Genomic DNA, 12,843 nt, shown 5'->3' on the forward strand with positions numbered 1-12,843 from the left:
CGTGCCGGACATCTATCGGCGGCTACACCATTTCTTCATCGACACCGCGGCCGAACGGCACGGGGCCGCGACGATGTGCGACCGACAGTGACAGGGCGGACAAACCCGAGCGGACGCGGAGACGAGAAAGGCCCACCCCCGGCGCGTGCCATTGGGGTGGGCCTTTCCGTATCGACTACTCGCCCGCGGCGGCCTCGGTCGGGCCTTCGGTCGCGCCGGTCAGCACGACTTCCGGCTTGTCCTCGGTGGCGGGGGGCTTGGTCAGCTTCGCCTTGCCGACGAAGGTGAACTTGGCATCCTCGCCGGAGCCTTCGCCGTCCCAGCCCTCGACATCGACATAGACGGTCTGGCCGGGGCCGATCTCGCCGAAGAGGATCTTCTCCGAGAGCTGATCCTCGATCTCGCGCTGGATGGTGCGACGCAGCGGCCGGGCGCCGAGTACGGGATCGAATCCGCGCTTGGCCAGCAGAGCCTTGCCCTGTTCGGACAGCTCCATCGACATGTCCTTGTTCTTCAGCTGCTTCTCGACGCGGCCGATCATCAGGTCGACCATCTGCACGATCTGATCGGTCGTGAGCTGGTGGAAGACGATGACGTCGTCGATGCGGTTGAGGAACTCGGGCCGGAAGTGCTTCTTCAGCTCGTCGTTGACCTTGAGCTTCATCCGCTCGTAGTTCGAGCCCTCGTTGTTGGACTGCGTGAAGCCCAGTCCAACGGCCTTCGAGATATCCGAGGTGCCGAGGTTCGAGGTGAAGATCAGCACCGTGTTCTTGAAGTCCACGGTCCGGCCCTGGCCGTCGGTGAGACGACCGTCCTCGAGAACCTGCAACAGGGTGTTGTAGATCTCCTGGTGGGCCTTCTCGATCTCGTCGAACAGCACGACCGAGAACGGCTTGCGGCGCACCTTCTCGGTGAGCTGGCCGCCCTCTTCGTAGCCCACGTACCCGGGAGGGGCACCGAACAGGCGCGAAGCGGTGAAGCGGTCGTGGAACTCGCCCATGTCGATCTGGATGAGCGCGTCGTCATCGCCGAAGAGGAAGTTCGCCAGCGCCTTGGACAGCTCGGTCTTACCGACACCGGACGGGCCGGCGAAGATGAACGAACCGGACGGACGCTTCGGATCCTTCAGGCCGGCGCGAGTGCGGCGGATCGCCTTGGAGACGGCCTTGACGGCATCCTCCTGGCCGATGATCCGCTTGTGCAGCTCGTCCTCCATACGGAGCAGACGGGTGGTCTCCTCCTCGGTGAGCTTGAAGACGGGGATACCGGTCCAGTTGGCCAGCACCTCCGCGATCTGCTCGTCGTCGACCTCGGCCACGACGTCCAGATCACCGGAACGCCACTGCTTCTCGCGCTCGGCGCGCTTGGCGACGAGCTGCTTCTCCTTGTCGCGCAGCCGCGCGGCCTTCTCGAAGTCCTGCGCGTCGATGGCGCTTTCCTTCTCCCGGCGCGCGTCGGCGATCTTGTCGTCGAATTCGCGCAGGTCCGGCGGAGCGGTCATGCGACGGATGCGCATGCGCGCGCCCGCCTCGTCGATCAGGTCGATCGCCTTGTCCGGGAGGAACCGGTCGTTGATGTAGCGGTCGGCCAGCGTCGCGGCGGCCACGAGCGCCCCGTCGGTGATGGAGACCCGGTGGTGCGCCTCGTAGCGGTCACGCAGACCCTTGAGAATGTTGATGGTGTGCTCGACGGTCGGCTCGCCCACCTGGACCGGCTGGAACCGGCGCTCCAGGGCGGCGTCCTTCTCGATGTACTTGCGGTACTCGTCGAGGGTGGTGGCGCCGATGGTCTGCAACTCGCCGCGAGCCAGCTTGGGCTTGAGGATCGAGGCCGCGTCGATCGCGCCCTCGGCCGCGCCCGCACCGACCAGCGTGTGCAGTTCGTCGATGAACAGGATGATGTCGCCGCGGGTGTTGATCTCCTTGAGCACCTTCTTCAGGCGCTCCTCGAAATCACCGCGGTAGCGGCTGCCCGCGACCAGGGAACCCAGGTCGAGGGTGTAGAGCTGCTTGTCCTTGAGCGTCTCGGGGACCTCGCCGTTGACGATGGCCTGCGCGAGACCCTCGACCACGGCGGTCTTGCCGACACCGGGCTCGCCGATCAGCACCGGGTTGTTCTTGGTGCGGCGGCTCAACACCTGCATGACCCGCTCGATCTCCTTCGAGCGGCCGATGACCGGGTCGAGTTTGCCCTCGAGCGCGGCCTGGGTCAGGTTTCTGCCGAACTGGTCGAGGACAAGCGAGGTGGACGGTGTGCCCGTCTCACCGCGGGAACCGGATTCCACCGGCTCCTTGCCCTGGTACCCGGACAGCAGCTGGATGACCTGCTGACGCACCCGGTTGAGGTCGGCGCCCAGTTTGACCAGCACCTGGGCCGCGACGCCCTCGCCCTCGCGGATCAGCCCGAGCAGGATGTGCTCGGTGCCGATGTAGTTGTGGCCGAGCTGCAGCGCCTCGCGCAGGCTCAGCTCCAGCACCTTCTTCGCACGCGGGGTGAACGGAATATGACCGGACGGGGCCTGCTGACCCTGGCCGATGATCTCCTCCACCTGGCTGCGCACACCCTCCAACGAAATTCCGAGGGATTCCAGCGACTTCGCCGCGACGCCCTCGCCCTCGTGGATCAACCCAAGCAGGATGTGCTCGGTGCCGATGTAGTTGTGGTTGAGCATCCGGGCCTCTTCTTGGGCCAGGACAACGACACGCCTCGCGCGGTCGGTGAACCTCTCGAACATCGCTCCCTCACTCTCCTGCTCAAGCCTTCACTGGCGTCCGACGCTTCAGTGCCGTTGTCCAACCTGTGGTCGTCAGCCTGCCATGAAGCCCGGGGGTTGCGGTCCCCGCCTCCACTCTAGTTGGCAGGGGTTCGGGCCGCCTCCAGTCCACCCTATTGGTGGCCGGTGACAGCACGGTCATTCACTCACAACGTGAGCGCTGCGGGATTCGTTTCCGTGCAGGTTTTGCCTACAGCGAACAACCGCCTCCCGACCCCGCATCGGCCGCTTACCCGCATCATCCTTCATTAACGCCGCGCTCGCCACACCGATTCCACAGTGTGGCGAACGCCCGGCTCGGACGAGCCGGTTCCCCGGGAATTCCGGGCGATCAGTAGCTCCGCTCCGTCGCCACCGCCGGTCGGACATCCGCGAACGGGGTCCCCGCGCCGGACACGGAGGACACAGAGGGCCGAGAGGACACAGAGGGCCCAGAGGACGCAGCTGCCCTGCCGTGCTGCGCACCCGCCGTGAACAACGCGCCGCACAGCACAAGCAACGCCAGCGTGTGCAGTACCGCGCGGACGATATTCCAACGGATCCAGGCGGATTCGAAATCGGCACGCACCGCGGCCGGGTCCGCGAGCGCCGCGACATCACCGGCCGAGGCGAGTTGATCGTTCAACGGGACATTGAGAGCCCCCGTGACCGCGAAGGCGATCACGTTGAGCGCCAACGCGATCCCGATCCAGATCAATGTCGCGCGATGATCCGCGCCGAGGTGCAGTGCCGCCGCGGCGATGCCGAATACCAGCGTGCCGACGAATCCGATCAGGAACCACGGATTGATGATCACCACGTTGATCTTCTGCATCACGTCGATGATCGTCCGGTCGTCGGCGCGACCGAGCGCGGGCATCACCGATATCGCGTACGCGTAGAAAACCCCCGCGATCAGACCGGTCGCCAGCGTGGCCGCCACCAGGGCGGCGATTCGGAGCGCGAACATATTCTTTCTCCTGCCTCGGAAAACCCGTCCCGATCACCGGTCCGGCTCGATACAACCGAGTCAACCGTTTCCGGGCGAGCTCATCCATGGCCGAGAAGCTCGGCTGCCTAAGCGATCGTCCACGGCACCCGACCGGGCGCGCCGATCACAGGTCGCGGTCGGAGATGATGCCGCTCTGCATGGCGAGAAAGGCCAGCCGTACTCGTTTCTGATTCTGCGGCAGACTCTCCACACCGAACTTGGCGAACAGCGCGCGCAGATGGGTCTTGATCGCGTCGACGCTGAGGAACAATTCCTCGGCGATCTGCTGGTTCGAGGCGGGAGTCGCGAAACTGGCGCCATTCTTGTACGGCCTGCACAGCGCGATCAGCACCGAACGCTGCGTTTCGGTGAGCGAGCGCAGCGTGGGGATGGAGCCGGTGGCGGTGCGGGTGGCGTCCTCGGGCACGCTGCCGAAATCGTGGAAGGAAACCAACGAGGTGCCGACCCGAATTCGGTCACCTGCCATCAGCCGATGCCTACCGACCAGACGCTCACCGTTGACGAACGTTCCATTGCGGGACAACCCGTCGTCGACGATGGTCCAGTGCGCGCCGAGATATTCGACCGCCGCGTGCAGACGGGAAACCTCGGCATCCCAGCTCAGGGTCACGTCGGCCTGGGGGGAACGCCCGATGGTGATCCGCTGCCGGTCCGGGGTCAGCATGACCTCCTGCTGACGGCCGGCGTCATCGGTGAATCGCAACAATGATCCGACGAATCCTGTCACTGCACCGATACCTCATCTCTCCATACCGCCAGTGACACTCTTCGCACACTTCTCATGGTGCCGCCTCGGGGTACTACGAGCAAGATCGGGCCGCGCCGTCGACCGACCACCTCGATTCACCCGACCTTCCCACTATGGCGCACCGGCGTTCACACCGCCTCCCGCGCCGACACCGGTCATATCCGAGCCCCGTCACAAACGAAGCTGCCGCCCCGGCGTCGCACGATTCGACCGGGGGCGGCAGCCCGAATTCGAGTCAGCCCTTAGCGGCCTTGTTGTAAGCGTCGGTGATGTCGGCGGAGATACGACCCCGCGCGGATACCTTGTGCCCATTCCGGCGTGCCCACTCGCGAATTGCGGCACTTTGTTCCCGATCGATCGAGACCCGGGTCTTCGGACTTGCCGCGGCACCGGCCGCGGCTTTGACGCGGCGGCGACCGCTGACCCGACGCGCGCTGGAAACCCACTGCTCCAACTCGTCACGAAGCTTCGAAGCATTGGCCGACGACAGGTCGATCTCGTACGAAACACCATCGATCGCGAACTCGATGGTCTCGTCCGCGATGGACTCACCGTCGACATCGTCGATCAGGCTAACGGTGACCTTCTTTGCCATGAGATGAACGTCCTCTCGAAATCGTGCGACCCGCATACTAGGCCGATTACCCGAGGCAAGAATACCTCGAATTCTAAAAATTCCAAGACGAGACTTCGGCTATGCAATCCAGCACTCAGCGAGTGACCGGACGCACAATTGGGAACAGTATCGTTTCTCGGATTCCCAAACCTGTCAGCGCCATCAACAACCGATCGATTCCCATACCCGTTCCGGTTGTCGGCGGCATGCCGTGCTCCATCGCGGCGAGGAAGTCTTCGTCCAACACCATAGCCTCGTCGTCACCGGCGGCGGCAAGCCGAGCCTGATCGAGGAACCGCTCCCGCTGGATCACCGGATCCACCAACTCCGAATAGCCGGTTGCCAACTCGAAGCCGCGAACATAGAGATCCCACTTTTCGGTAACTCCGGGCTTGCTCCGATGCTGTCTGGTGAGCGGAGAAGTCTCCACCGGGAAGTCTCGCACGAAAGTCGGGGCGTACAACTTGTCGCCGTACTGATGCTCCCAGAGTTCCTCGACCAGTTTGCCGTGGCCGTAGCCCTTACCTTCGGGAATTTCCAGTCCGACCCGATCGGCGAGTGCACGCAATTCTTCGACCGTAGTTTCCGGCGTTACCGCGACACCCAGCGCATCGGAGAGCGACGGGTACATCTCGACGGTCGTCCACTCGCCGCGAAGATCATATTCGGTGCCGTCGGCAAGTGTTACCACCTGGGTGCCGAACGCTTCCTGCGCTACTTCCTGAACCAATTCTCGGATCATCCGAGCCGAGTCGTCGTAGGTGCCGTATGCCTCATACGTTTCGAGCATCGCGAACTCCGGCGAATGCGTGGAGTCGGCGCCTTCGTTCCGGAAGTTCCTGTTGATCTCGAAGACCTTCTCCAGACCGCCGACCACGCACCGTTTCAGGAACAGCTCGGGCGCGATACGAAGGAAGAGATCCATATCCAGGGCATTGGAATGGGTGACGAAGGGCCTGGCCGCCGCACCGCCGTGCAGTGTCTGCAGCATCGGGGTCTCGACCTCGAGAAAACCTCGACGCTCCAGCGAGGCACGGAGAGCGCGAACCACGCCGACCCTGGTCCTGGCCATTTCCCTGGCCTCCGGCCGCACGATCAGATCGACATAGCGCTGCCTGACCCGCGATTCCTCGTTCATCTCCTTGTGCGCCACCGGCAGCGGTCGCAGGGCCTTGGCCGACATCGACCAGGAATCGGCCATGACGCTCAATTCTCCGGTTCGCGACGCGATGACCTCACCGTGGACGAATACGAAGTCGCCGAGATCGACATCGGACTTCCACGCCGCGAGCGCGTCGGCGCCGACACCGTTGAGGCTGATCATCGCCTGCAACTTGGTGCCGTCGCCCTCCTGCAGCGTCGCGAAACACAGCTTCCCGGTATTCCGCATGAAAATGACGCGGCCCGCGACGCCGACCTGTAAACCGGTGTTCGTATCCGCGACCAAGTCCGGATAGGCGGCCCGAATTTCGGCGAGAGTGTGTGTGCGCGGCACCACGACGGGGTAGGCCTCGGTGCCCGCGTCGAGCAAACGTTCCCGCTTGTCCCGCCGAATGCGGATCTGCTCGGGAACGTCGTCGGACGAAGGGTGTTGCGGGGTGCTCACGACCGCGCCTCGCTGACGCTCGGCTCGGTCGCGAGCAATGCTGCTGCGCCTCTGGATCGCTCGCTACGCTCACTCACAACCAACTACCCTAGCGGGCACCGGAAATCGTTTTGCGAGCCGCCCGTGCAGTGCCGTGCGGTTGCCAGCGGGCCCCGGATTTCCGCCGGTACCGGCGCACAGCTTTACCCGGCAGCGGACCCGCCGATAGCCAGGCGCTGTCCGAAACCTATTGCGTCGCTGAAAATTTCGACGGTGGATCGACCCGCAGAATTACAGCGAGGCCAGCGAGGCCACCTCGCGGGTGAAGTGCGAGGCGCGGATTCCCACGGTCAGCAGACCCGCGGCCTTCAAAGCCTGGTATCCGCCGACGAGATCGGTCGCCCGGCGCAGTCCGAGTTCTTGCAGCGACGCCGCCGCCAGGCTGGAGGTATAACCCTCCGAGCACAGGATGATCCATTCCACGTCGTGATCGGTCGCCGTGGCCAACCGTGCGGAACTGGTCGGGTCGAGCCGCCACTCCAGCACATTCCTTTCGATCACGAGGGCGCCGGGCAGGGTGCCTTCACGATCGCGCTGGGCCTGCGGCCGGATGTCGACCAGAATCGCCCCCCTGGCGAGCGCCTCCGGAATTTCGAAGGCATAGATCCGATTCAATCGGGCGCGCGCGTTATCGAGCATCTGATCTATGGTCAGGCGGCTCATCAGATATCACCTTCGGGCTGGTCGGTGAGAACAGTTCTGGTACGTCGCAAGGTGCCGTGACCGGTCACCTCGTAGTACGACATGGCGGTGAGCGGCGGCGAATAGGCGTGCACGCTCAGGGTCGGATCGAGCGGACCCGCGGATTCCACGGCATCGGGCGCGCGCATGACATCGTGCACCCAGCCGATGGGGAAAGATCCCTGATCGCCCGCGGTCAGCGCGCGGCTGCGCAATTCCGTGCCATTCCAGCGAAATTCCGAAAGCGCACCGCTGAGAACGGTCAGCGCGCCGAGCGAACCGGCGTGATCGTGCAATTCGGTGGATTTGCCCGGCGTCCAGCTGATCAGCCAGAGATCGACCTCATCGTCGGAGAGCAGCCGGGTGGCCCAGCGCTCCTCCGTCGGCCAGATGCCCTGGTGGGGCAGCAGATGATCGTAACGGCCGGCCAATACGTCTTCGGCGCCCTCGTCGGTCAGGCGCAGCAGATCGGCCGGACGCAACCGGGTGGGAAGCGCGGAGGCGACGGCACGATCGACCGATGGGAAGGTCGAATGCTTGTCACGTCCGGAAGAAGGGGAAAGGACGGAAGAACGCATGAGCGAATCTCCAGGATTTGTGTCAACGGTCGAGGGACGAAGTCAGCCTCGAACGGTCGAGGCCCTATCAGCCTCGACAACACTCCGTGGTGTTCAGATCCTGGGTGCTCACGCCGTAATACACGGGAGCGAGCATAGCAGCGAATGCTCGATGAGCAACACCCACCCGAGGGTGACCTACACCCCATCCGGTCATTTGCGGCGCTGCTGATTGCGCTCGTAGACCAGGCGAAGTCCGGTCAGGGTGAGATGTGGTTCGTGATGGTCGATGGTTTCGGATTCGGGGACGATCAGCGGGGCGCTGAAACCCGTCGCGACCACCGCGACATCATCACCGGCGAACGCGTCGAACTCGTCGCGGATGCGATCGATGAGTCCGTCCACCATGCCCGCGAACCCGAACACCGCCCCGGATTGAATAGCCTCGACCGTATTCTTGCCGACCACCGAACGGGGTCTCGCCAACTCCACCCGGCGCAGCGCCGCCCGTTCGATCAGGGCTTCGCTGGAGATTTCCACGCCGGGAGCGAGAACACCGCCGAGAAATTCTCCCTTGGCCGAGACCAGATCGACGGTGGTCGCCGTGCCGAAGTCGACGACAATCGCCGGCTTTTCGAAACGATGGTGCGCGGCAAGGGTATTCACAATTCGATCGGCGCCGATCTCCTTGGGATTGTCGACCAGCAACGGAATTCCGGTACGAACCCCCGGTTCCACCACCACGTGCGTCACGTGATTCCAGTAACGGTCCAGCATCACGCGCAATTCACGCAGCACCGGCGGCACGGTCGACAGCGCCGCGACACCGACCACCTGTTCCAGCTCGTTGCCGACCAGCCCACGCACCTGCATCGCGAATTCGTCGGCGGTCAACAGCGGATTGGTATGCATCCGCCAGTGCCGCACCAGTTTCGCGTGCGCGCCGCTTCCGGAGAACAGACCGAGTTCGATACTGGTATTGCGGACATCGATGGTCAGCAGCATTGCTCTACCGATCCCGTGGTCGCGGTCGTCGTCAGGCGAAGGTCAGCGAACGCGGCGAGGTCAGGCCCGACCCCTCGGGCGCGTGCGCCGGATCAGCGCCGAGTTCCTTCGGGCGGTTGCGCTCGTCGACGAAAACGACCTTCGGCTCGTAGTCCGCGATCTCCTGCTCGTTCATCATGCCGTAGGCGATCAGGATGACCAGATCGCCCGGATGCACCAGATGCGCTGCGGCGCCGTTGATTCCGATGACCCCGGAACCGCGCTCACCGGCGATGACATAGGTTTCGAGGCGGGCGCCGTTATCGATGTCGACGATGCAGACCTGCTCGCCCTCGAGCAGGTCTGCCGCGTCGAGCAGATCCTGGTCGACGGTGACCGAGCCGACATAGTGCAGGTCGGCGTGGGTCACGGTGGCCCGGTGGATCTTGGACTTCATCATGGTGCGCAACATCTTCGTCGCCTTCCTAAAAAGCTGCCCGAGCGGGCTGGGAACCGCCCCCGGCCTGCCGGGGTTCGGACACTTGGGGATCCGACACTGTCGGATGGCCGTCGATCGTGACGCCGAGGGGGACGGCCACATTGTCGATCAACCGGGTGGCGCCGACCCTGGCGGCGACCAGGAGCCTGGCATTGCCCGTGGCCTGGACCGGTTCGAGGGTCGCGGAACGCAGTTCGAGGTAATCGAGCTCGATACCGGGCGCGTTGTCGAGTACCGCGCGGGCGGCGGCCAGCACGCCGTCGGGACCGAGTCCGCCCGCGTGCCTGCCCGCGGCCAGCGCGGCAGACAGGGCGAGCGCCGATTCACGCTGCGCGGGATCGAGGTACCGATTACGCGAGGACAGGGCCAGACCGTCGGCCTCGCGCACGGTGGGCAGCGGCACGATTCTCACATCGAAATTCAGGTCGCGGACCATCTGCCGGATCAACGTCAGCTGCTGGTAGTCCTTCTCGCCGAAGAACGCCTCGGTCGGGCGCGCGATCTGCAGCAGTTTGGCGACCACGGTCAGCATGCCCGCGAAATGCGTCGGCCTGCTCGCGCCTTCGAGTTCCGCGCCGAGCGGACCAGGATGCACGGTGGTACGCGGGCCATCCGGGTACATGTCGGCGACACTCGGCGCGAAGACCAGGTCCACGCCCTCGGACCTCAGCAGTTCGACATCGGCGTCGAGGGTGCGCGGGTATTTGTCGAGATCCTCGTTCACGCCGAATTGCAGCGGATTGACGAAAATCGAGACGATCACCACCTGATTGGTCCGCTTGGCGCGACGCACGATCTCCAGATGGCCCTCGTGCAGCGCGCCCATGGTCGGCACCAGGCCGATGGTGCGCCCGACCCCGCGCAGCGCCTTGGCGACCGCGCCGAGTTCGGCGGGGTCGTGGTGCACGGTCAGCTCACCCGGTCGGTACGGCTTTCGATCCGTCATCGCGGTCCTTCCAGCAGCTCGATCAGGGCCGGATCGGTTCCGGCCCACTGGGCGGTACGCAACGAGAGCGCGCGATAGCTCTCGGCCACCCGTGGGTCGACGGCGCCGAGCGCTTTTAGATGCGCGGCGACGGCCTGCGCGTCACCGCGGGCCACCGGGCCGGTCAGCGCGGCCTTGCCGCGGCGAAGGGCATTGTCGAGCGCGGCCGATGCCAGCGGGGCGAGCAGCCGTTCGGCGAGCCCGTTCGGCTGGTCGTCGACCACCTGCTGCCCCAGCAGTCCCTCCCCCGACAACGCCTCGCGCAGGGCGGCGACCGCGTCGACGATCACCGTCACCAGATGATTGCTGCCGTGCGCCAGCGCCGCGTGGTACAGCGGGCGGTTCGCCTCCTGCACCCGGACCGGTTCGCCGCCCATCTCGATGACGAGCGATTGCGCGATGGCGTAGCCGATATCGTCCGCGGCGGTGACGCCGAAGCAGGCATTGCCCAACCGGGCGAGATCCTCGTCGTGCCCGGTGAAGGTCATGGCGGGGTGGATCGCGAGCGGCAGGGCGCCCGTCGCGGCGAGCGGGGCGAGCACGGCTACACCGTTGGCGCCGGAGGTATGCGCCACGATCGTGCCGGGACGCACCAAGCCCGCGCTCGCCAGACCGCGCACCAATCCCGCCAATTCGGCGTCGGGCACCGCGAGCAGCAGCAATTCACTGCGCGCGGCCACCGCTTCGACCGGAAGGATCTCCGAATCGGGCAGCCTGGTCTTGGCCCTGCGAACCGACGCGTCGGAAATCGCCGAGACGCCGAACACCACGTGTCCCGCGCGTTCGAGCGCAGCGCCGAGAGCGGAGCCCACGCGTCCCGCCGAGACGATTCCCACCGTCAGCCGTGCGGGCGCCGGGTCGAAATCGGTCGATCCTGAACTCTCGGGCGCGTTATCGGAAGAAACGCTTCTCGAGGTCAACATTGTCCTCTCGATGTCGTTCCAGTCCCGCTGTGCGGGTACCGGACGTTACGTGTCGAGGATATCGGCCCCGGATTTGCCCACGCCATGCCCCCCCGGCGTGATTTGCGCTACCCGCCGCCGTTGCCGTTCTCCTCGGACCGGAGGTTGGCCATGATCTCGGCGACCGACAGCCGACGAGGGGCCGTGCCGGATTCGGCGTCCTCGTCCACCCTGCGACGGCGACGCGCGGTGCCGACCTGTTTCACCGGGGCCGCCGGCGCGGCCACTCGCGGCCACGGCGCGGGGGTCGGAGTCTGCGTGGGACGTGGTTGAACCGGCTTCGGTTGCTCGGTCTTCGGTCGCTCGGCCTCGGGTTGCTCGGCCGCCGGCACATCGGCTTCGGTGAACGCGTCGGACCACCGCGATGACGCGGCAGGCGCGTCGGCGGTGTGCTCGCTGCTCGAGGCCGCCGATTCGTCGTAATCGTCGACGTAGTCGTAGCCGTCATCGACGTAGTCGTAGCCCTCGGCGTCGCCGTAGCCGGCCGCGCCCGCGTCGCCGTAGCCCGCGTACTCGTCGGCCTCCCGGTAACCGTCGTAGCCGTTGCCCGACCCGGCGGCATAGCCGTAACCCTCGGCGTTCGCGTACCCGGGGGCGTTCGCGTACCCGAGGGCGTCGCCCTGGCTGCCGTAGCCGTCGGAGTCGTCGTAGTCGTCGGAGCCAACCCGGTAGTGGCCGGAATCCCCGAGCCCCACCGACTCTCGGTTACCGGCGGGTTCGACCGAAACGATCGAGGTCTCGGCGGTGACCGGCTCGTCGAAAGGACTGGCGAAGAGCGGGGCCTCGGGATGGTGTGGTTCGAAAACGGGCGTCACCGAACTACGCGGCGGATGGGGCAGATGCGGACCCCAGCGATCGGCATTCGCGGAGCTATTGTTCGCCGGATCGGCCGATCCGCGCTCCAATTCCTGGATCCTGGTGGCGTCGGCGTGCAGAGCGGGCCGGTCCACGAGTAGCTCGCCGTCGAACAGTCGCTGCAAATTCTGCCGGAGCACGGTCAGCTCCATACGCAGCGCGGCCATTTCGGAAGCGTCCGCGCCGACCTCCTGGCGCACCCGAGCCTCGACCCCGAGCTCATATTCGCGCCGCGCCGTGACTTCGCGCTCCAACTGCAGTTCGTAGACGGTTTGCAGATCGCGCGCCTTGGCCTTGTCGACCGCGGACTCTTTACGGAATTTCGTCGCAGCCAACGCCCCGATCGCGGCCGCCCAGAGTGCCGCGACCAGCCCGATCCGAACAAATTGCAGGCTATTGCTGAAGACCAGGAAAACGCTGGCAACCAAACCGAGAAGAACCAACGTACCGACGAACAATTTTCCCGCTTCGTCCCGTCGTCGACGGGAAGTGCTGCTACGGGAGGGTGAAACCATGAACGCCAGGGTAGCCCGGATGCGACCGCACG

12 protein-coding genes are annotated in these 12,843 nt (G+C 65.3%); all 12 read right to left on the bottom strand.

Going from position 1 to position 12,843, the window contains the following annotated elements; translation table 11 throughout:
- Nucleotides 1-175 precede the first annotated feature (175 nt).
- Complete coding sequence (locus tag ABZS43_RS05620) at nt 176-2,734, bottom strand: ATP-dependent Clp protease ATP-binding subunit (protein ID WP_355034615.1); 2,559 nt, start codon at nt 2,732-2,734, stop codon at nt 176-178.
- Nucleotides 2,735-3,104: 370 nt separating this feature from the next.
- On the bottom strand, nt 3,105-3,722 hold the full coding sequence (locus ABZS43_RS05625) for an anthrone oxygenase family protein (protein ID WP_355034616.1): 618 nt from the start codon (nt 3,720-3,722) through the stop codon (nt 3,105-3,107).
- A gap of 145 nt (nt 3,723-3,867) precedes the next feature.
- Nucleotides 3,868-4,428 (bottom strand): FHA domain-containing protein, encoded by a 561-nt coding sequence (locus tag ABZS43_RS05630; RefSeq protein ID WP_355034699.1) that lies wholly within the window; start codon nt 4,426-4,428, stop codon nt 3,868-3,870.
- A gap of 319 nt (nt 4,429-4,747) precedes the next feature.
- Nucleotides 4,748-5,107, bottom strand: coding sequence for an Lsr2 family protein (locus ABZS43_RS05635; RefSeq protein ID WP_355034617.1), 360 nt, complete (start codon nt 5,105-5,107; stop codon nt 4,748-4,750).
- A gap of 115 nt (nt 5,108-5,222) precedes the next feature.
- Complete coding sequence (lysS, locus tag ABZS43_RS05640; protein ID WP_355034618.1) at nt 5,223-6,734, bottom strand: lysine--tRNA ligase; 1,512 nt, start codon at nt 6,732-6,734, stop codon at nt 5,223-5,225.
- A 270-nt stretch (nt 6,735-7,004) separates the two neighbouring features.
- Nucleotides 7,005-7,427, bottom strand: coding sequence for a rhodanese-like domain-containing protein (locus ABZS43_RS05645; RefSeq protein ID WP_355034700.1), 423 nt, complete (start codon nt 7,425-7,427; stop codon nt 7,005-7,007).
- Between the two features lie 8 nt (nt 7,428-7,435).
- Nucleotides 7,436-8,032 (bottom strand): cysteine dioxygenase family protein, encoded by a 597-nt coding sequence (locus tag ABZS43_RS05650; RefSeq protein WP_355034619.1) that lies wholly within the window; start codon nt 8,030-8,032, stop codon nt 7,436-7,438.
- A gap of 192 nt (nt 8,033-8,224) precedes the next feature.
- Nucleotides 8,225-9,016: a type III pantothenate kinase gene (locus ABZS43_RS05655; RefSeq protein WP_355034620.1), complete on the bottom strand. Its 792-nt coding sequence runs from the start codon at nt 9,014-9,016 to the stop codon at nt 8,225-8,227.
- Between the two features lie 31 nt (nt 9,017-9,047).
- Entirely contained in the window at nt 9,048-9,467 is a 420-nt protein-coding gene (gene panD, locus ABZS43_RS05660; protein ID WP_355034621.1) for an aspartate 1-decarboxylase, read from the bottom strand.
- A 13-nt stretch (nt 9,468-9,480) separates the two neighbouring features.
- Nucleotides 9,481-10,440 (bottom strand): pantoate--beta-alanine ligase, encoded by a 960-nt coding sequence (gene panC, locus ABZS43_RS05665; protein WP_355034622.1) that lies wholly within the window; start codon nt 10,438-10,440, stop codon nt 9,481-9,483.
- Nucleotides 10,437-11,402: a DUF2520 domain-containing protein gene (locus tag ABZS43_RS05670; RefSeq protein ID WP_355034623.1), complete on the bottom strand. Its 966-nt coding sequence runs from the start codon at nt 11,400-11,402 to the stop codon at nt 10,437-10,439. The genes panC and ABZS43_RS05670 overlap by 4 nt, the downstream gene beginning before the upstream one ends.
- A 107-nt stretch (nt 11,403-11,509) precedes the next feature.
- The gene (locus tag ABZS43_RS05675; RefSeq protein ID WP_355034624.1) at nt 11,510-12,724 is read right to left on the bottom strand and encodes a DUF6779 domain-containing protein; all 1,215 of its coding nucleotides are present in this window, start codon (nt 12,722-12,724) and stop codon (nt 11,510-11,512) included.
- Between the last annotated feature and the right edge of the window lie 119 nt (nt 12,725-12,843).

Source organism: Nocardia sp. NPDC005366 (assembly GCF_040606855.1).
Lineage (GTDB): Bacteria > Actinomycetota > Actinomycetes > Mycobacteriales > Mycobacteriaceae > Nocardia.

Bases quoted from the DNA above. Each gene is read 5' to 3' on its own strand.
- ABZS43_RS05620 (WP_355034615.1), bottom strand. From the start codon at position 2,734: ATGTTCGAGAGGTTCACCGACCGCGCGAGGCGTGTCGTTGTCCTGGCC.
- ABZS43_RS05625 (WP_355034616.1), bottom strand. From the start codon at position 3,722: ATGTTCGCGCTCCGAATCGCCGCCCTGGTGGCGGCCACGCTGGCGACC.
- ABZS43_RS05630 (WP_355034699.1), bottom strand. From the start codon at position 4,428: ATGCTGACCCCGGACCGGCAGCGGATCACCATCGGGCGTTCCCCCCAG.
- ABZS43_RS05635 (WP_355034617.1), bottom strand. From the start codon at position 5,107: ATGGCAAAGAAGGTCACCGTTAGCCTGATCGACGATGTCGACGGTGAG.
- ABZS43_RS05650 (WP_355034619.1), bottom strand. From the start codon at position 8,032: ATGCGTTCTTCCGTCCTTTCCCCTTCTTCCGGACGTGACAAGCATTCG.
- ABZS43_RS05655 (WP_355034620.1), bottom strand. From the start codon at position 9,016: ATGCTGCTGACCATCGATGTCCGCAATACCAGTATCGAACTCGGTCTG.
- panD (WP_355034621.1), bottom strand. From the start codon at position 9,467: ATGTTGCGCACCATGATGAAGTCCAAGATCCACCGGGCCACCGTGACC.
- panC (WP_355034622.1), bottom strand. From the start codon at position 10,440: ATGACGGATCGAAAGCCGTACCGACCGGGTGAGCTGACCGTGCACCAC.
- ABZS43_RS05670 (WP_355034623.1), bottom strand. From the start codon at position 11,402: ATGTTGACCTCGAGAAGCGTTTCTTCCGATAACGCGCCCGAGAGTTCA.